The organism is Faecalibacterium sp. AF10-46, assembly GCF_003604105.1.
GTDB lineage: Bacteria > Bacillota > Clostridia > Oscillospirales > Ruminococcaceae > Faecalibacterium > Faecalibacterium taiwanense.
The window spans coordinates 75,128-92,074 of sequence record NZ_QVGY01000011.1 but is presented as its reverse complement, the minus strand read 5'-3'; the positions used below and the strand labels follow the sequence as shown (position 1 = coordinate 92,074).

The window sequence follows — 16,947 nt, the reverse complement described above, 5'->3', positions numbered from 1 at the left end:
CATCATAGGAGCATTGCCATGAAAAAGAAACTTCTCGCGCTGATCTGCGCACTTGCACTGGTGTTCAGCCTTGTGGGCTGCACCATTTCCGCCCCGGACACCGTGGGCAGCATCGGTGATTTTGAGATCACCTCCGGCATGTATCTGCTGGCACAGTACGGTGCTTACCAGCAGGCCGCCCAGCTTGCCGGCACCGATCAGGACACCACCGACGTAAAAGCCTTCCTGAAAGAGACCATCACCACCGACTCTGACAGCGGCGAGAGCGCCGTGGTCAGCGACTACGTGGCCCAGCAGACCCAGCAGACGCTGGAAACGTTGGCCGCTGTGGATGCCCGCTTCAAGGCACTGGGCGGTGAGCTGACCGACGAGCAGATCGCCACTGCCGACCGTTATGCCCAGCAGATGATGGACCAGTACGGCGACACCTACACCGCCAACGGCATCGGTCTGGAGACCGTCAAGGCATATGAACGTCTGCAGATGGAGCACACCGCCCTGCTGGAACTGGTCTACGGCAAAAACGGCGAGGCCCCGGTGGAGGACGACGAGTTGACCAGCCATCTGGACGACAGCATGTATGAGATCTGCTACATCAGCATCCCGCTGTACAATACCAGCACCTACGCCTTTGCGGACGATGACCAGAAGGCCGAGATGCTCAAGCTGGCACAGGCCGCTGCCGACAGCGTCAACGCCGCAGGCGGCGAGACGGTCTCGGATCAGGTGAGCGTCCTGCATGAGGCCGCACAGAATGCCCTGCCGGACATCTACGCTGTGCTGGACAGCGAAACTTCCGACGACAGCGCCAGCGTCCAGACCGAGCTGCTGACCGAGAGCGATGTTGCTTCGGCCTTTACGCAGGATGGCGCAGCCGATGCTCTGCGCAGCCTTTCCTACGGCGAAGCCGCTGCCGTGCAGATCAACAGCTACACCCTGCTCCTGATGGTGCGTGTAGACCCGCTGAGCGTTTCCTCGCTGGACGACCTGCGCAGCCAGATCCTGAGCGATATGAAGGGCGGCGAGCTGGACGACGCACTGGCCGCAGGCGGTGCAGAGCTGGCACACGATCTGGACAGCTCTGCCATGAACAAGCTGCCCGCCAAAAAGATCGTGAACAACAGCGCCAACAACTGAGAGCTGCTGTAACATAAAACTCCCTCAGTCATCGCTGTGTGATGACTGAGGGAGTTTTTTCTTTCATCGCGTCACTTTTGCGAACTCTGCGGCAAGGGCAGCATTCACCGAGCGGACGGCATTGGCATCCGGCTTGATCTCGGCCCGGTCATAGGTGAACAGACCGTTCACCTCATCTTCCACATCCGTCAGCTGGGTGTACACCAGCGCCGAAAGTCCTTTTTTCAGCTGTGGCAGCACTGTGCCCAACTGCAGCTTTTTGCAGCGGGCGGTCAGATCTGCGCGGCTCTTGGCCGTGCCGTAGCCGTAGGTTTTGCCCGGTGCTTCGTGCCCTGGCATGGGCCATGCAATACCGCCGTATTCACTCAGGGCCACGGTACGGTTTCCGGGCTTTACATGCAGCGGATAGAAATAGTTGTGGATGGAGCACACATCTCCGCCGCCCTGATCATACCAACCGCTGGCCTCGTCCACAAGGCGGGTATCGTCCAGCGCGCGGATGGCCTGCACGGCCCCGGCCGCATCAAACTGGCCCCAGCCTTCGTTGAAGGGCACCCAGCAGCCGATGCACGGATGGCAGCGCAGGGCTTCCACGGTGGCTTGCAGCTCTTCGCGGTATGTTTCCCGGCTGGATGCTTTTCCGCGGCTCAGCAGGCCCCAGAGTGGCTCTGCGTCGGGCAGGCGGCGCACAAGAGGCTGCAGCACATTGGTCAGGTAGGTGACGAACCACAGGTTGTATCTGCTGCCGCCGTTCACCATGTCCTGCCAGACCACAAGGCCCAACCTGTCGCAGTGGTAGTACCAGCGCTGCGGCTCGATCTTGGCGTGCTTGCGCAGCAGGTTGAATCCCAGCGCTTTCACCTCGCTCAGCTCCCGCTCCACCGCCGCATCGGAAGGCGGGGTATACAGGCCCTGCGGCCAGTAGCCCTGGTCCAGCAGGCCGTTGAGCAGGATGGGCTTTCCGTTCAGGCAGAAGCGCAGCACGCCCCGCGCATCCGGCTCACAGCTCCACTTGCGCAGGGCAAAGTAGCTGTGCACGGTGTCGAACTGCTCCTCCCCTCCCTGCGTGGTACCCACGGTCAGGTCATACAAAAACGGGGTATCCGGGCTCCACGGAAAGAAATGTTCCTCCGGGATGTTCAGCGTCACCTCGCCGTCCCGGTCCGCTTCGTCGCTGCCCCAGTCCTCGGCAATGGTCACGCCGCCAGCGCGCACCACGGCCCACAGGTTCACTGCACCTCCGGGCATGGAAGTATGGGCTTTCACGGTCACGGTGCGGGCATCGTAGTCCGGCGTGACCGTGAGCGACTGGATGTAGTTTTCCGGCACACGCTCCATCCAGACCGTCTGCCAGATGCCGCTCTGGGCCGGATAGAACATGCCGCCGGGCTTCAGGGTCTGCTTGCCCCGGGCCTGCGTGCCGCTGTCCGTGGGGTCCTGCACGGCCACCCACAGGCTGTTGCGGCCCGTATCGTTGAGCTGGGCGGTGACATCCAGTGTGAAGGGCCAGTAGCCGCCCCGATGGCCGCCCACCAGATGGCCGTTCACCTGCACCGCACAGGCATCGTCCACCGCGCCGAAGTGCAGCAGCACCCGGCCCCCTTCTCCCGGAGGGGGAGCAAAGGTGCAGTGGTAGTGCAGCCACTGGCCGGGCTGCAGGGTGCGGCCCACGCCGGAGGCCTTTGCTTCCGGCGAGTAGGGCACCAGAATGCTGCCGTCCCACGCAGCAGGGTATTCAGCTGTCTGGGTAATGGCGTACTTCCACAGGCCGTTCAGGTTCTCATAGCTGTCCCGGCGCATGGCCGGGCGAGGGTATTCCGGGAGTGGATGCATGGTTTCACCGCCTTTGATTTGTTGGTTTCATTCTAGCACAGGGCGGGTGGCTTGTATAGACTGAGCAGCAACGATTTGGAATTGCCGCCGCGTTCGCTTTGGCAATCATAGCGGAAAAATTATTTTTATATCTGCAGATCAGAAAAGCCTGCGGGCTTTTCTGATCTGCTTTTTCACGGGAAGGGTCGCGGCAGCAAACGGCATATTGCTGCTGTCAGCCTGCGGCTGCCGCGCAGCAGATAGCGCAAAAGTGCTTTTTACGCAACAAAGGCCGCTGCACCAAATGGCGCAGCAGCCTTTGTTTTTGCAATGATAAAACAGAAAACCAGAAGTCAGAGCTTACTCTTCGTCCTCATCCTCGTCATCTTCGTCATCATCGTCCTCTTTCGGCTTATAGAAGATGCCGCTCAGGAAGATGCTGATGAAGTACAGCAGCACCATGGGGCCGGCCACCATGCACTGAGACACGATATCCGGCGGGGTGACAACGGCTGCGATGAAGAAGATGATCACGATGGCAACGCCGCGCACCTGCTTGAGCAGCTGCGGGTTGATAATGCCCATCTTGGACAGGATGATGGTGATCAGAGGCATCTCAAACACGCAGCCAAAAATGATGAACATGGTCAAGCAGAGGTTGACATAGCTCTCGATACTGGTGGTGGTCTGGATGTACTCTGCACCCTCGATGCCGGTGCTGAGGAAACGCAGCATGAACGGCATCATGAGCTTGTAGGCGAACAGCACGCCTACGCAGAACAGCACCAGACCCAGCAGCATGACCATTTTGAAGAAGAAGCTCTCGCTCTTTTTCAGGCCCGGCTTTGCAAATGCATAAATGTGGTAGAACGCCACCGGAACGGTGACCACCACGCCTGCCAGAATGGAGACGCGGAAATACTGCATCAGCTTTTCCTGCGGGGCAATGGAAACAAACTCGTAATAGTCGCGGCCCATGGCAGTGAGCAGATCGATCAGACGGTCGGCGTATGCCAGCGAGACCACAACACCCACCACGAACACCACCGCGCAGATGATCAGCCTGTTCCGCAGTTCTTTCAGATGGCCGGTCAGCGTCATGCTGCCGTCCTCTGCCATGACTTCGGCTTTTTTCTTTTTGCGCTTAACGTTCGTAGCCACAATTACTCCTCGTCTTCGTCCTTCTTGGAAACCTTCTTCTCGGTCTTCTCCTCGGAATCATCGGAGCCTTCCTCGTCCTCCATGCCCTTCTTGAAGCCGTTGATGGTCTTGCCGAACATCTTGCCCAGCTTCGGCAGGTTCTTGGGTCCAAAGATCAGCAGAGCGACGACCAGGATGATCAGCAGTTCGTTAGTACCAATACGCATAATAAAAATCTCCTTTTTACTTTGCCGCGCCGCGTGGCGGGCTTATTGCATGTATCAGGCAACCGCGGGCGCGGGTGCATCCAGTAAGTAATCAGTCCTTCGGCAGAACATCATTCTGACGAGGGTCTTCCTCCACCGGCTCGGCCGCAGGAGCAGCCTCGGCAGCTTCCTGTGCGGGAGCCGCTTCTGCAGCAGGCTCGGCCTTTTCCACCGGGGCGGCGGGTTCTTCGGCCTTCTCGGCAGGTGCAGCGGTCTCCTCAGCGGGAGCGCTTTCCTCTGCCTTGGCGGCGGCAGGTGCAGCGTCCTCTTCCAGCTCTTCCACCGGCTCCTCGGTCAGCTCGGCCACTTCCTCGGCGGCTTCCGCCTTGGCAGCTTCCTCCTTGCTGGTCTTGCCGATACCGGTAAAGCTCTTGGTCACATCCTTGACGCTGTTGTCGATATCCTTCTTGATATCGGTCAGCGGGGCAACAGCTTCCTTCAGGGGGGCCTGGATCTCATTCAGCGGCTCCACAACGTTCTTCTGGATCTCCTCAGAAGCAGCGCCGGTGTACTTTTTCAGTTCACGCAGCATCTTGCCGATCTTCTTTGCGTAGACAGGCAGCTGATCCGGGCCGATGAACACGAACGCCACGATCACGATGACGACAAGTTCCCAAAAACCAATTTTCATACTAACTCGTTTCCTTTCCTGTGCGGCGGGACGTTTTCCGGGGCCGACGCACCTGCATTGCAGTGCGTGCCGCGAACCGTTCTTTGCCCTGTTCTTCGTCCGCTTCCGTGGGAGTTCGGCGCTCTTTGCGCCTGTGTTGCCCTACTTATACCGAAAAGTGGTGAACTCATTCTGAACAATATATGAATTTTTCATGAACGAGTGCATATTCAGGGTATTTTTGTAAACAAATAATATTTTACGCTTGCTTTATTACGTTTTGGATAGGATACAACAACGCAGCCTTTTGCAAAAAAAGAGGACACCGCACAAAACGGTGTCCCCTAAAGCGTCCTTTGCGGGGATCAGTGGCCGCAGCTCTCGCAGTGGTCGCAGTCCTCTTCGAGCTTACCCACGATGGGTTCCGGATCGATGCCCTGACGGCGGTAGTAGTCGGACAGAGCAGCCTTGACGGCCTGCTCGGCCAGAACAGAGCAGTGCACCTTGATGGGAGGCAGACCTTCCAGAGCTTCCACAACAGCCTTGTTGGTCAGCTTGAGCGCCTCGTCGATGGTCTTGCCCTTGATGAGGTCGGTGGCCATGCTGCTGGTGGCGATGGCGGCACCGCAGCCGAAGGTGAGGAACTTGACATCCACGATCACGTTGTTCTCGATCTTCAGGTACATGCGCATGATATCGCCGCACTTGGGGTTGCCCACTTCGCCCACGCCGTTTGCGTCGGGGATCTCACCCACATTGTGCGGATTTGCAAAATGCTCCATGACCTTTGCGCTATACATGCTTGCCATAATTACTGCTCTCCCTTCAGGCTGAACTGGCGGGCCGTGTTCTGGCCCTGCAGCCACATACAACTCATAGCACGGCGGCGGGGGATCACTTCCTCCAGCACGTCGCACAGATATTTTGCTTCTTCCATGGTGTTCTGCGGGCCAAAGGTGAACCGCATGGAGCCGTGGCCGATCTCCTCAGGCACGCCGATGCTCAGCAGGACGTGGCTGGGGTCCAGACTGTCGGAGTTGCAGGCAGAGCCGGTGGAGGCGCAGATGCCGTGCATATCCAGATCCAGCAGGATGGTCTCGCCTTCCAGACCCGGGAAGCTGATGTTCACATTGTTGGGCAGACGAGGGCTGCGGCCGCCGTTCAGGCGGGCTTCCGGGATGTTCTTGAGGACGCGGTCGATGACATAATCGCGCAGCTCGCTCTCGTGGGCCATGCGCTCATCCAGATGCGCCGTGGCGATCTCCAGTGCCTTGCCCATGGCAGCAATGCCGGCCACATTCTCGGTGCCTGCACGGTGGCGGGCCTCCTGACTGCCGCCATCGATCAGGTTCTGGGGCCATACGCCCTTGCGGCAGTACAGGGCACCCATGCCCTTGGGGCCGTTGAACTTGTGGGCGCTCATGGACAGCATATCCACGCCCAGCTCCTTCACGTCCACGGGGATGGCACCCACAGCCTGCACCGCGTCGGTGTGCATCCAGACACCGTGCTTGTGAGCGACCTCGGCGATCTCCTTGATGGGCTGGATGGTGCCGATCTCGTTGTTGGCCATCATGATGCTGACCAGCGCGGTATCGGGACGGATAGCAGCTTCCACGTCCTCGGGACGGATGTAGCCCTCGGCGGTGGGCTTGATATAAGTCACTTCAAAGCCCATGCGCTCCAGTGCAGCCATGCTGTGCATGATCGCATGGTGCTCAAAAGCGCTGGTGATGAGGTGCTTTTTGTTCTGGCGTGCCTTGGTGAAGGCGGTGCCCTTTACGGCCCAGTTGTCAGCCTCGGAGCCGCAGCTGGTAAAGAAGAGCTCAGCCGGACTTGCATTGATGGCCTTTGCCACCTGCGCACGACCGGTGTCCACGAATTCCTTAGCCTCATAGCCCACACTGTAATGGCTGCTGGGGTTGCCGCAGGCACCGCTCAGGGCTTTGACCATCAATTCCAGTGCCTCGGGAGCACAGGGAGTGGTGGCAGCATTATCCAGATAAACCACTTTTTCCATGTTTTCCATAGGAATGATCCTTTCTTATTGAACGCGTCTGCGGGAGCCTTGAATGCCCTGTGCAGATGCGGAATCCTTTCAACGGATAAGTTATACCATATCATTCCCTAGTATGTCAATATGAATACTGGATTTTCGTGATTCAGTCACCTTTTTTGCCCTTTCCGGTCAGTTTTCCCAGTACCACCTTCCACTTGGGGTAGCCCCAGCGCTTATCCTCGGCAAAATCGTCCGCCAGCTTCCACGGAAAATTGCTGCCGTCAAAGTAAAGATTGCCTGCCTCGTCCACGCGGTCCAGCTTTTTGGGCAGATACGCCTCGTCGTAGTAGCTCTTGCGGCGGTCGGGCAGCACCCAGTGCAGGGTGCCGTCCTCGTCCATGCCGGATGCCCATACGCCGAACACGAAGGTTGCGGCTTCGCCGTAGCAGTGCTGCTCAAAGCGGATGGCACCATCATAGTAGAACTTGATGACCTCCAGCGTACCGGATTCCTTTTTGCCGTCGCGGCCCAAGGTGGGGCGGTAGTCCTGCTGGTAGCGGCAGCCGCAGTGGCTGCCGGCAAAATCTTTTGCGTGGAACGACATGGAGTTATCCTTCTTTCTTTTTAAAAATGCCCTTCAAAGTCGCCCTCGATCTCATAGGGCCAGCTCAGAATGCCGCCCAGATCGTACAGGCGGGTGTAGCCAAGGCTTTCCAGCTTGCGCACGGCATCGGCACTGCGGCGGCCGGTGCGGCAGTAGACCAGCCATACAGCGTTCTTATCCGGCAGCACCTCAGCCGCACGGCTCAGCACCTGACCCAGCGGCAGCAGCTTTGCGCCGGGGATGTGGCCCACGGCAAACTCGTCCGGCTCCCGGACATCTACAGCAGCCGCCTCGTGTGCATCCAGCAGACGGATGGCATCGGCAGCCGTGATCTTCTCACTCATACTCTCACTCCTTATAATATCCTCTTATCCATCCTATGATAACAGACCTTTTTTGTTTGCACAAGAGGATACCTTTGCAAAATCCGAGCAACGTGCTATACTATAGGAAGCAATAAGGAGAGGATCGCCATGAAATTTTCGACCAAAAGCCGTTATGCCCTGCGCCTGATGGCCGAGCTGGCACGTTATGCGCCGGGCACCACCGTGAGCCTGAAGGAGATCAGTGAGCGGCAGAACCTGAGCCTGAAATATTTGGAGCAGATCGTGACCCCGCTGGCCCGTGTGGGCCTTGTAAAAAGCGAGCGCGGCAGTCAGGGCGGCTACCGCCTGACCAAAGCCCCTGCCGACTACACCGCCGGCGAGATCCTGCGCGCCATTGAGGGCAGCGTGGCACCCATTCCCTGCCTTGGCAGCGAGACCAACGAGTGTCCCATGTGGGAGCAGTGCTTCACCCTGCCCTTCTGGACCGGCCTTGATGAGGTGATCAACCAGTATATCGACAGCGTGACGCTGGAACAGCTTTCCAGCCAGCTGCCTGCATCCGATAAAAAAGAAGGCTGTTGCAGCTGCGGCACGAAAAATGCCTGAATCTTGAAAGAAATGCTTGACATTCGCCTTTGCATCGGCTATAATAACAAAGCATTCAGCGAATGCCTATAGGGGTATAGCTCAGCTGGTAGAGCAGCGGTCTCCAAAACCGCGTGCCGTGAGTTCGAAACTTACTACCCCTGCCATAAACGCACAGGTTCTTCGGAGCCTGTGCGTTTTGTTTTTGTACTCAAAGCAATCCGCACTCCGTCAGCCTGCTTTTGCAGTCATACAACAAAAAAACACCCCGAAGTCCTAAGGCTTCGAGGTGTCTGCTGTGGAGCTGCTATCCAGATTCGAACTGGAGACCTCATCCTTACCAAGGATGCGCTCTACCAACTGAGCTATAGCAGCAAATGGCGCCCCGGATCGGGCTCGAACCGACGACCCCCAGCGTGACAGGCTGGTGCTCTAACCAACTGAGCTACCGGGCCATGATTGCTCAAGTTTCGCGCGGCGCTTACCGCCGGAACGTGCTTTATTATATCGAAAAAGCGTCCGCTTGTCAAGCATGAATTTACGAAAAACGCAAAAAAGCTTGAAAGGGCCGTTCAAAGCCTGCTCTGCCCTGTTCCGGACCCGCACAGCAAAAACGATCTGCACAAAGAAAAACGCCCCGAAATCTTTCGACTTCAGGGCATCTGAGCTGGAGCTGCTATCCAGATTCGAACTGGAGACCTCATCCTTACCAAGGATGCGCTCTACCAACTGAGCTATAGCAGCGCAATCACAGCTCAGTTATAATACCACAGTTTCCACCGTTTGGCAAGAGGTTTTTGCAAAAAAAATCCGGATTTTTGCAAAAAGTCGTTTTTTACGAAAGAACTCCCCAGTCTGCTTACGCAGACAGCCCCCTCGGAGATGGGGCCTTTGGCAGTACGGATAACTTTCCGGTTTTGCCAAGGGCTCCCTCTCTGAGGGAGCTGGCATCGCGCAGCGATGACTGAAGGAGTTTTACTTTATCACTCGATCAGGCCGTTCAGCAGGGACAGGCACTTGCGGCTGTGCAGCTTACGGATCGCCTTTGCCTCGATCTGGCGCACACGCTCACGGGTAACGCCAAAGTCACGGCCAACCTCTTCCAGTGTACGGGGACGGCCATCGTCCAGACCAAAGCGCAGGCGGATGACCTTCTCTTCACGAGGGGTCAGGCTCTTGAGCGCCAGATTGATCTGCTGTGCCACCATGGCGCGGTCTGCGGCCTTGCCGGGGGCTTCGGCGTTTTCGTCTGCGACGAAATCGCCCAGAGAGGAATCCTCTTCCTCACCCACGGGGCTTTCCAGACTTGCCGGCTCCTGTGCCATGCGCTGGATCTCGCGCACACGCTCCACGCTCATATCCATGGCCTTTGCCAACTCTTCCGGGGTCGGCTCGTGGCCGTTCTGGTACACCAGCTGGTTGGTGGCCTGACGCATCCGGTTGATGGTCTCCACCATGTGCACCGGAATGCGGATAGTACGGGCCTGATCCGCAATGGCACGGGTGATGGCCTGACGGATCCACCAGGTTGCATAGGTGGAGAAGCGGAAGCCGCGGTCGCAGTCGAACTTCTCGGCAGCCTTGATCAGGCCGATGTTGCCCTCCTGGATCAGATCCAGGAATGCCAGATTGTGGCCCACATGCTTTTTGGCAATGGACACCACCAGACGCAGGTTCGCTTCGCTCAGGCTGCGGCGGGCGTTCAGGCCATCGCGGCGGGTCTTGAGCAGCTCAGCGCGCTTTTCGTCGCTCAGAGGGCCGTTCTCCACAGCCTCCATAGCTTCCTCTTCGGCAGCCTTTTCCTCGGCATCCTCGCTGGGCTTCTCGTTGCCCTCCTCGTCCAGATCTTCGGTATAGCTGCGGCTGTTCTCATCCTCTTCAAACGAGAAGCGGGCGCTGTTCTTTTTGATGTACTCCGGCCCGCCGTACTTCTGGCGGTCGGCCTGCAGGATGTGCGCCGCCTCGGCACCGGCATGGATGCGGCGGCTCAGCTCCACTTCCTGCTCCGCGCTCAGCAGCGGGATCTGGCCGATCTGCTTGAGGTAGTTCTTAACGGGGTCGTCCAGCAGTTCGTCCATGGCAGCCTTCAGGTCTGCAGGGTTCTCCTCGCTCTGCTCTTCCTCGTCCTCGCTGATGCCCATATCATCGTTGTTGTTCTCGGCATTCTCGACCTCGGCCATGATGCTGTCCACATCCAGCGTAGGCTCTGCATCCTCTTCCTGAACCTTGATGCCGCGTTCTTCCAGAAGGGTGTAGAGCGTTTCCTCATCCATTCTGCACTGTGCAGCCAGCGCCTTGGCCTCCTTGGCCGAAATGGTGCCTTCGCCTTTCGTCAACAGTTCCTTTAAAGTCATGCCCATTTTGCTCTCTCCTTCTTGCTCCGGGGATGCTCCCGCCGGGGGAAATCCTGTAATAAAGTGTTCCTGCGCATCAGATCACAAGTCCTCCGTTCACGCCGAACACCTGACCGGTGATGTAGCCCGCACCCTCGCCGGCAAGGAACACCAGCAGCTGCGCCACTTCGTCTGCGCTGCCAAGACGGCCCACAGGGGTCTCTTCGGCCAGCGCTTCCTTATCCTCGGCGGTGAATGCTGCCATCATATCGGTATCAATGACCCCGGGCGCAACACAGTTCACTGTGATGCCGCTTGGGCCTTCTTCTTTGGCCAAAGCCTTGGTCAGGCCGATCAGGCCTGCCTTTGCTGCAGAGTAATGCACCTCGCAGCTGCCGCCGGTCTGGCCCCACATGCTGCTCACGGTCAGGATGCGTCCGGCCTTGCGGCGGATCATACCCGGCAGCGCCAGCTGACACAGGTGGAACGCACCGGTCAGGTTCACATCCAGCATATGCTGCCACTCTTCCGGGGTGATGTCGGTGAACAGCTTCTGCTGGGCGATGCCCGCATTGCTCACCAGCACATCCACACGGCCCAGTGCCTGTTCTGCGGTGCGGAACGCAAGCTCGCAGCTGGCGCGGGACGCCACATCGCACTGCACGGCGGTGATGCCGGGCAGCTGTTTTTCCAGCTCTGCAGCGGCTTTGGCATTGCTGTGGTACAGCACCGCCACGCGGTAGCCCGCCGCATAGAACGCCCGGGCCGCAGCGGCACCAATGCCGCGGTCGCCGCCGGAGATCAGCACACAGCGGCCATTGGCTGCTGTGTGCACGGTAGGTGCAGGTGTTTTCTCCGGCTCTTCCTGCACAGGCTCCGGCATTTCCGGCTGCGGCGCAGGCTGGGGCTTTTCCAGCACCATCACCCGGGTGGGTTCGTCCACCACGGGTGATGCCGCCTTTGGCTTTGGCGGTACGGGCGGCTCCTGTGCAGCCTGTTCCGGCTGCGGCTCCTCACCCGACAGATTGAACGTCAGTTCAAATTCATCTTCGTACAAGAGTATAATCCTCCTGTCGTGATCTCTGCACTGCAAAGGTATGCCGTGCAGGAGATGTCTGTGCGGCCCATCGCCGTCCGTTCAGCGTCCATTTCTTATCCGGTCAAAGTCCGGTGCTCGGCGCGGCAGACAGCTGCATAAGATGGGTTTCGACAAAACACCATTAAATAATATAGCACAATTTGCCGAAAAAAGAAAGTGGAAGCCGCCTACTTTTTCACGCAGCTTCCACTTTTTTACGGTTTCTTCATATTCCGTGCCGGTCATACAGGCGGTTTCCACTTCGGCCGGGCCGCAAGCCGTGCCCGCAGATCCTTGAAAAACACCTGCAGCAGCTCCTGTGCTTCCTCTGCGCGCAGCCCCTGCTCCACCACCGGGTGGTGGTTGAAGGGCATTGCAAACAGGTCAGTCACACTGCCGCAGCAGCCCGCCTTGGTGTCTGCCGCGCCGTATACCACCCGCCGGATGCGGCTGTTGATGATGGCCCCGGCGCACATGGGGCACGGCTCCAGCGTGACGAACAGCTCGCACTCCCACAGCCGCCAGCCGCCCAGCTTTTTGCAGGCGGCATCAATGGCCAGCAGCTCTGCGTGATGCAGGGCGTTTTTTTCGGTCTCGCGGGTGTTGTGGGCGGCAGCTACCACTTCGCCGTTGCGGGCCACCACGGCCCCCACCGGCACCTCGCCCAGTGCAGCCGCCTTGCGGGCTTCTTCCAGCGCAAGGCCCATCAGTTCAGAATCGGTCATAGGTTCCCCTTTATCCTGCTGCAAAAACCAGCAGATTATTCAATGTATGCAAAAGCATCCCCGGCCATATCCTGCCGGTGCGTTCACGAAGTGCGCCCAGCACAAGGCCGCAGCCAAGCGCCCACGCCATGCCCGCCGGGGTGCCGTGCTGCACCGCAAACAGTACCGCCTGCAGCGCCGCGGCCTGCCATCTGCCCAAGGGCTGCGCCAGCTGCTGGATGGCACCGCGGAACACCAGTTCCTCCACGACAGGTGCAGCGATGCAGTGGTGCACAAAACTCAGCGCCCGCACATCCCACGCCGGGGCAGGCAGAAATGCCAGCACTTTGCCTGCCAGCAGGTATGCCAGTGCGCAGCCGAACGCAGCCAGCAGCGCCCTTGTTTTTGCCTTTTGCTCCATGGCCTGCCCTCCCTGCCGTGCGGTTCTCAGCGCCTATCTTATCATAAGCAGCGGTTTTTACGCAAGTATTTTGCGCTGGGACGAAGCAATTTTTGCTCAGGTAATTGACTTTTCCCTGTGGATTCTGGTATAATGTTTCCCGACGTTTTATTGCAAAGCGTCGGGAAACATGACTTGAATTTGTTTTTACCGGAAATCCGGAGGTATTTTATGATCCGTATTCTCACCGATTCTGCGTCCGACATCCTGCCCGCCGAAGCCGAGCAGCTGGGCGTGACCGTGATCCCTCTGAACGTGACGCTGGAGGATGGCAGCATCCTGCGGGATGGTATCGACATGACCCCCACCGAGTACTATGCCCACCTGGCCAGCTGCCGCAAGCTGCCCACCACCAGCCAGCCCAGCCCGGAGCTGTTCGAGAAGTTCTATCTGGAAGCCGCTGCCGCCGGAGACGAAGTGCTGGGCATCTTCCTGTCCCACCAGCTGTCCGGCACATGGCAGTGCGCAAAGCTGGCCGCAGACCTCGCCAATGTAGACAACGTGCTGTTTGTGGACAGTGCCACCGTGTGTCTGGGTGAATCGCTGCTGGTGCGTCTGGCCGTGCAGCTGCGTGACGCAGGCAAGACGCTGGTGCAGATCGCCACCGATCTGGAGCACGCCAAGGAGCACCTGCATCTGGTTGCCGCAATCGACGATCTGAAGTATCTGCGCAAGGGCGGCCGTCTGCCTGCCGCTGTGGCCGTCGCGGGCGGGATGCTGGGCATCAAGCCCCTCATCACCATCAAGGACGGTAAGGTAGCCATGGCCGGTAAGGCCCGCGGCCTGCCCGGTGCCTATGTGGCCCTGTTCAAGAAGATCGAAGAGCTGGGCGGCATCAGCCCGGACTTTGCCGCTGTTGCCGGTTATTCTTCCAGCCTGCGGGAAGTGCAGCCCATCGAGAACTACTTCCGTGAAAATCTGCACATGGGCGAACCGCTGGTGCGCCAGATCGGCTGCGTCATCGGCACCCACGCAGGCCCCGGTGCATTTGGTCTGGCATTCTTTGACAAAGGGCTGGTGCTGGAATAAGCGACCCCCGAAAAAAGATCATCCGAGCAAAGCCGGGCAGCCTGCGGGCTGCCCGGCTTGTTTTTTGCAGCGGGAAACGGGCGCAGACTCCCTCAGTCAAAACCTGACGGTTTTGCCAGCTCCCTCGGAGAGGGAGTCTCTGGCGCGCCCGGCGCTCACAGCACTGCGTCCGAGATGAGCTTGCCCAGCAGCAGCACCAGCACCACCAGCATCATGGGACGGATGAAGCGTGCACCCTTTTTCAGGGCGAAATGGGACCCCAGCAGGTTGCCCAGAATGTTGCTGACGGCGCAGGGGATGCCGATGTGGAACACCACCAGACCGTTCATCAGATAGGTGAACAGGCTGGCGTAGTTGCTGGCAAGATTCAGCACCTTGCCGTTGCCGCCCGCCGTACGCAGGTCAAAGCCCATCAGGGTGGTAAAGGCAATGATGGCAAAGGTGCCGGTGCCCGGGCCCACGATGCCGTCGTACAGGCCGATGCCCAAGCCGATGCCCAGCGCCAGCAGGATCTTTTTCAGGTTCAGGGTTCCGTCGTCCCGGTTCTGGTCCGGCAGGTCGCGCTGCCACAAAATGACCACCGCCGCCACTGGCAGGATGAGGAACATCATGGTGCGCAGCAGCTCATCGCTGAGCAGCAGCACGATATGCGCCCCCAGTGCACTGCCCGCAAAGCTGCCAATGGCTGCAAGGATGCCCACCTTCAGGTTCATTGCACCGTTTTTAAAAAAGTTGGCTGTGGCAAAAGTGGTGCCGCAGGCGGCGCTGAATTTGTTGGTAGCATAGGTGTAGTGGGGCGGCAGCCCGGCAAACAGATAGGCCGGCAGGCTGATAAGACCGCCGCCTCCGGCTGCCGAATCCACAAAGCCTGCAAAGCCCGTCATCAGAATGAGAAACACCATCATCCATGGCGAGAGCGTGATACCCATTGTTATAATTCCTTTTATTTTTCCAAATTATTCCCATTTATGGCGCGGATACGTGCCTCAGGACAGGGACAGTCGGCCCTCACAGGCCAGTACCTGATCCAGAATCATCCGCGAGACGCGGGCACCGTACACCATGGCGGGGTGTTCATTGTACTCGATGATATCGTGAAAGTCCTTGTTCATCAGCACGATGACATACTCGCCGTAGGGGGTGTGGACGATGCCGCCGTCGTTGCGGCAGGCGTTCATGCTGCCGCTCTTGCTGGCCACCCAGATCAGCTCCGGCGCGCCGGTCTCCTCGCAGTCCAGATAATACTGCGGGAAGTCGTGGGTCAGCATGGTATTGTAGTGCTGCTGGCGCAGGATGGAAAGCATCTCGGCGCTGGCTTCCCGGCTGACAAGCTCCCCTTTTGCAATGCGGGCGAACAGCGCCGCGTAGTCGCGCGGCGTGGTGGTGCCAAGCCGGCGGTAGCGGTCAAAGTGCAGCGGATTGTGCAGCACAGTATGCGCAAAGCCCAACTCCCGGATGCAGGCGTTGATGGTATCCAGTCCCAGATAGTCGATAATCATATTGGTGGCGATGTTATCCGAGCAAATGATCATCATGGTAGCGGTGTCCTTCACCTTGAGCTTTGCGCCCACGCCCAGCGCGCGCAGCATACCGCTGCCGTCCACGAACTGGCTCTGCTCATAGGTGATCTCTTCGGCAAGGTCTGCTTTGCCGCGCTGCGCCTGCAAATACAATGCAGCGAGAATGAACGCCTTGATGGTGGATGCCGTCTCAAATTCTTCGTCCGCGCCCACCTCCACGGTATGGCCCTGCAGGTCGTCCACGAACACGCTCATTTTGCCCTGATAGCAGTACAGCTCCGCAGCAATGCGCTTTTCCAGCGTCATGTTTTTATCCATGTCGGCATATTCTCCGTTGTTATTACAAATTTTCCTCAAAAAAGCGCATGGCATTGCGGTAGTAGATGCCTTCCACCTCGTCCTCAGTAAAGCCCTCTTTGCGCAGGGCATCCGCCAGCAGCGGCAGGAAGGCAGCATTTTCCAGCTGGTGGGGGCCATCGATGCCATCAAAATCGCTTCCAAGGGCAATCATCTGCGCACCGCCTACCTGCTTATAGTGGGCCGCATGCTTCGCAATGAGCGCCGCCGTGCTGCGGCATTTTTCCGGGTGGGTGGGGTCGGCATCCAGAAAGGGCGCATAGTAGTTCAGGCCCGCAATGCCGCCGTGCTCCGAAAGGGCGCGGATCATCTCATCGGTCAGGTTGCGGGTGTGGGGTGCCAGTGCACGGCAGTTGGAGTGGCTGGCCGCAAAAGGCCGGGTGCTGTGCCGTGCGATATCCCAGAAGCCCTTGTCCGAAAGGTGGCTCACATCCACGATCATGTGCATCCGTTCCATCTCGGCCAGAAATTCAAAGCCCTTCCCGGTCAGGCCCTTTTCGGTCTGGGGCACCAGCACCCCGCTGGGGTTCCGCTGCGGGCTTGCCAGCTCGTTTTCGTGGTTCCATGTCAGGGTCATCATGCGCACGCCCAGCTCATACATCCGGCGCAGCACCCCCACGCTGCCCTTGCAGCAGGCCCCTTCCTCGATGGTGAGCATCCCGCTGATCTTTCCCGCCGCAGCATTCCGGCGGATGTCCGCCGCCGTGTACACCGGAGCAATTTTTTCCGGATATGCCGCCATGATGCGCTTGAACTGGTCGATCTCTTCCAGCGCTGTCACCAGCGGGTCCGCTCCGGGCGTTTTGTCACCCAGATTGACGAATGCTGCAAAGCACTGCAGCAGATAGTCGCCTTTTTGTAATTTTTCAAGGTCGATATGCAGATCGTTCTGCGCAAAGCTCTTGGGCCGGCCCGCATGTTCGGCTTTGCGCAGCTCGCTGAGGGTATCGCAGTGCAGATCCCAGACTTTCATGATGTTTTCTCCTC

General features: G+C 58.8%; 18 protein-coding genes and 4 tRNA genes. 4 read left to right on the top strand and 18 right to left on the bottom strand.

The window, feature by feature from the left end; translation table 11 throughout:
* Positions 1-18: 18 nt before the first annotated feature.
* Positions 19-1,137 carry a foldase gene (locus tag DWV57_RS11785; RefSeq protein WP_120020877.1) on the top strand — a complete coding sequence of 373 codons (1,119 nt, stop codon included), beginning with the start codon at positions 19-21 and terminating at the stop codon, positions 1,135-1,137.
* A gap of 63 nt (positions 1,138-1,200) precedes the next feature.
* On the opposite strand, the gene DWV57_RS11780 is transcribed toward DWV57_RS11785, so the two are convergent.
* The 8 genes from DWV57_RS11780 to DWV57_RS11745 form a co-directional block, all read right to left on the bottom strand.
* Positions 1,201-2,970, bottom strand: coding sequence for a sugar-binding domain-containing protein (locus tag DWV57_RS11780; RefSeq protein WP_120020876.1), 1,770 nt, complete (start codon positions 2,968-2,970; stop codon positions 1,201-1,203).
* A gap of 339 nt (positions 2,971-3,309) precedes the next feature.
* Positions 3,310-4,110 (bottom strand): twin-arginine translocase subunit TatC, encoded by an 801-nt coding sequence (gene tatC, locus DWV57_RS11775; protein WP_120020875.1) that lies wholly within the window; start codon positions 4,108-4,110, stop codon positions 3,310-3,312.
* Positions 4,111-4,112: 2 nt separating this feature from the next.
* The gene (gene tatA / locus DWV57_RS11770; RefSeq protein WP_097800908.1) at positions 4,113-4,316 is read right to left on the bottom strand and encodes a twin-arginine translocase TatA/TatE family subunit; all 204 of its coding nucleotides are present in this window, start codon (positions 4,314-4,316) and stop codon (positions 4,113-4,115) included.
* Positions 4,317-4,407: 91 nt separating this feature from the next.
* Positions 4,408-4,986, bottom strand: a complete 579-nt coding sequence (locus DWV57_RS11765) for a twin-arginine translocase TatA/TatE family subunit (protein ID WP_120020874.1) — start codon at positions 4,984-4,986, stop codon at positions 4,408-4,410.
* 344 nt (positions 4,987-5,330) lie between these two features.
* Positions 5,331-5,774, bottom strand: coding sequence for a Fe-S cluster assembly scaffold protein NifU (nifU, locus tag DWV57_RS11760; RefSeq protein ID WP_005937858.1), 444 nt, complete (start codon positions 5,772-5,774; stop codon positions 5,331-5,333).
* A gap of 2 nt (positions 5,775-5,776) precedes the next feature.
* Positions 5,777-6,994, bottom strand: coding sequence for a cysteine desulfurase family protein (locus DWV57_RS11755; protein ID WP_097774421.1), 1,218 nt, complete (start codon positions 6,992-6,994; stop codon positions 5,777-5,779).
* Between the two features lie 133 nt (positions 6,995-7,127).
* Positions 7,128-7,568: a hypothetical protein gene (locus DWV57_RS11750; protein ID WP_097774420.1), complete on the bottom strand. Its 441-nt coding sequence runs from the start codon at positions 7,566-7,568 to the stop codon at positions 7,128-7,130.
* A 20-nt stretch (positions 7,569-7,588) separates the two neighbouring features.
* Entirely contained in the window at positions 7,589-7,912 is a 324-nt protein-coding gene (locus DWV57_RS11745) for a rhodanese-like domain-containing protein (protein WP_005937868.1), read from the bottom strand.
* Between the two features lie 129 nt (positions 7,913-8,041).
* Between DWV57_RS11745 and DWV57_RS11740 the strand changes: the two genes are divergently transcribed.
* Both DWV57_RS11740 and DWV57_RS11735 read left to right on the top strand, forming a co-directional pair.
* The gene (locus DWV57_RS11740) at positions 8,042-8,500 is read left to right on the top strand and encodes an Rrf2 family transcriptional regulator (protein ID WP_005937871.1); all 459 of its coding nucleotides are present in this window, start codon (positions 8,042-8,044) and stop codon (positions 8,498-8,500) included.
* A 70-nt stretch (positions 8,501-8,570) separates the two neighbouring features.
* Positions 8,571-8,646, top strand: a tRNA-Trp gene (locus tag DWV57_RS11735).
* A 132-nt stretch (positions 8,647-8,778) separates the two neighbouring features.
* Here the strand turns inward: DWV57_RS11735 and DWV57_RS11730 are convergent.
* The 7 genes from DWV57_RS11730 to DWV57_RS11700 all read right to left on the bottom strand — a co-directional run bounded on the left by DWV57_RS11730 (position 8,779) and on the right by DWV57_RS11700 (position 13,015).
* Positions 8,779-8,854: transfer RNA gene (locus DWV57_RS11730), tRNA-Thr, on the bottom strand.
* 3 nt (positions 8,855-8,857) lie between these two features.
* Positions 8,858-8,934: transfer RNA gene (locus DWV57_RS11725), tRNA-Asp, on the bottom strand.
* Positions 8,935-9,147: 213 nt separating this feature from the next.
* Positions 9,148-9,223 (bottom strand) — tRNA-Thr (locus DWV57_RS11720).
* Between the two features lie 239 nt (positions 9,224-9,462).
* On the bottom strand, positions 9,463-10,839 hold the full coding sequence (locus DWV57_RS11715) for a sigma-70 family RNA polymerase sigma factor (protein WP_120020873.1): 1,377 nt from the start codon (positions 10,837-10,839) through the stop codon (positions 9,463-9,465).
* 70 nt (positions 10,840-10,909) lie between these two features.
* Positions 10,910-11,869: a 3-oxoacyl-ACP reductase FabG gene (gene fabG / locus DWV57_RS11710; RefSeq protein ID WP_243112356.1), complete on the bottom strand. Its 960-nt coding sequence runs from the start codon at positions 11,867-11,869 to the stop codon at positions 10,910-10,912.
* A 263-nt stretch (positions 11,870-12,132) separates the two neighbouring features.
* Positions 12,133-12,615 (bottom strand): nucleoside deaminase, encoded by a 483-nt coding sequence (locus DWV57_RS11705; protein WP_097777161.1) that lies wholly within the window; start codon positions 12,613-12,615, stop codon positions 12,133-12,135.
* Positions 12,616-12,625: 10 nt separating this feature from the next.
* Complete coding sequence (locus DWV57_RS11700) at positions 12,626-13,015, bottom strand: CPBP family intramembrane glutamic endopeptidase (RefSeq protein ID WP_120020872.1); 390 nt, start codon at positions 13,013-13,015, stop codon at positions 12,626-12,628.
* Positions 13,016-13,225: 210 nt separating this feature from the next.
* Here DWV57_RS11700 and DWV57_RS11695 point away from each other — a divergent pair, with 210 nt between their 5' ends.
* A complete protein-coding gene (locus tag DWV57_RS11695) occupies positions 13,226-14,083 on the top strand; it encodes a DegV family protein (RefSeq protein ID WP_097777159.1) in 858 nt (285 codons plus the stop codon).
* 155 nt (positions 14,084-14,238) lie between these two features.
* On the opposite strand, the gene DWV57_RS11690 is transcribed toward DWV57_RS11695, so the two are convergent.
* The 3 genes from DWV57_RS11690 to DWV57_RS11680 are packed head-to-tail and all read right to left on the bottom strand — an operon-like array spanning position 14,239 to position 16,933.
* The gene (locus DWV57_RS11690; RefSeq protein WP_120020871.1) at positions 14,239-15,012 is read right to left on the bottom strand and encodes a TSUP family transporter; all 774 of its coding nucleotides are present in this window, start codon (positions 15,010-15,012) and stop codon (positions 14,239-14,241) included.
* Between the two features lie 57 nt (positions 15,013-15,069).
* Positions 15,070-15,921, bottom strand: coding sequence for a serine hydrolase (locus DWV57_RS11685; RefSeq protein ID WP_120020870.1), 852 nt, complete (start codon positions 15,919-15,921; stop codon positions 15,070-15,072).
* A gap of 22 nt (positions 15,922-15,943) precedes the next feature.
* Positions 15,944-16,933, bottom strand: coding sequence for a dipeptidase (locus tag DWV57_RS11680; protein WP_120020869.1), 990 nt, complete (start codon positions 16,931-16,933; stop codon positions 15,944-15,946).
* Between the last annotated feature and the right edge of the window lie 14 nt (positions 16,934-16,947).

What these genes read in the sequence shown, in the direction of transcription:
- DWV57_RS11690 (WP_120020871.1), bottom strand. Translation starts at nt 15,012, where the DNA reads ATGGGTATCACGCTCTCGCCATGGATGATGGTGTTTCTCATTCTGATG.
- DWV57_RS11750 (WP_097774420.1), bottom strand. Translation starts at nt 7,568, where the DNA reads ATGTCGTTCCACGCAAAAGATTTTGCCGGCAGCCACTGCGGCTGCCGC.
- DWV57_RS11755 (WP_097774421.1), bottom strand. Translation starts at nt 6,994, where the DNA reads ATGGAAAACATGGAAAAAGTGGTTTATCTGGATAATGCTGCCACCACT.
- nifU (WP_005937858.1), bottom strand. Translation starts at nt 5,774, where the DNA reads ATGGCAAGCATGTATAGCGCAAAGGTCATGGAGCATTTTGCAAATCCG.
- DWV57_RS11785 (WP_120020877.1), top strand. Translation starts at nt 19, where the DNA reads ATGAAAAAGAAACTTCTCGCGCTGATCTGCGCACTTGCACTGGTGTTC.
- DWV57_RS11705 (WP_097777161.1), bottom strand. Translation starts at nt 12,615, where the DNA reads ATGACCGATTCTGAACTGATGGGCCTTGCGCTGGAAGAAGCCCGCAAG.
- tatA (WP_097800908.1), bottom strand. Translation starts at nt 4,316, where the DNA reads ATGCGTATTGGTACTAACGAACTGCTGATCATCCTGGTCGTCGCTCTG.
- DWV57_RS11715 (WP_120020873.1), bottom strand. Translation starts at nt 10,839, where the DNA reads ATGGGCATGACTTTAAAGGAACTGTTGACGAAAGGCGAAGGCACCATT.
- DWV57_RS11680 (WP_120020869.1), bottom strand. Translation starts at nt 16,933, where the DNA reads ATGAAAGTCTGGGATCTGCACTGCGATACCCTCAGCGAGCTGCGCAAA.
- DWV57_RS11745 (WP_005937868.1), bottom strand. Translation starts at nt 7,912, where the DNA reads ATGAGTGAGAAGATCACGGCTGCCGATGCCATCCGTCTGCTGGATGCA.
- DWV57_RS11700 (WP_120020872.1), bottom strand. Translation starts at nt 13,015, where the DNA reads ATGGAGCAAAAGGCAAAAACAAGGGCGCTGCTGGCTGCGTTCGGCTGC.
- DWV57_RS11685 (WP_120020870.1), bottom strand. Translation starts at nt 15,921, where the DNA reads ATGGATAAAAACATGACGCTGGAAAAGCGCATTGCTGCGGAGCTGTAC.
- DWV57_RS11695 (WP_097777159.1), top strand. Translation starts at nt 13,226, where the DNA reads ATGATCCGTATTCTCACCGATTCTGCGTCCGACATCCTGCCCGCCGAA.
- DWV57_RS11765 (WP_120020874.1), bottom strand. Translation starts at nt 4,986, where the DNA reads ATGAAAATTGGTTTTTGGGAACTTGTCGTCATCGTGATCGTGGCGTTC.
- DWV57_RS11740 (WP_005937871.1), top strand. Translation starts at nt 8,042, where the DNA reads ATGAAATTTTCGACCAAAAGCCGTTATGCCCTGCGCCTGATGGCCGAG.
- DWV57_RS11780 (WP_120020876.1), bottom strand. Translation starts at nt 2,970, where the DNA reads ATGCATCCACTCCCGGAATACCCTCGCCCGGCCATGCGCCGGGACAGC.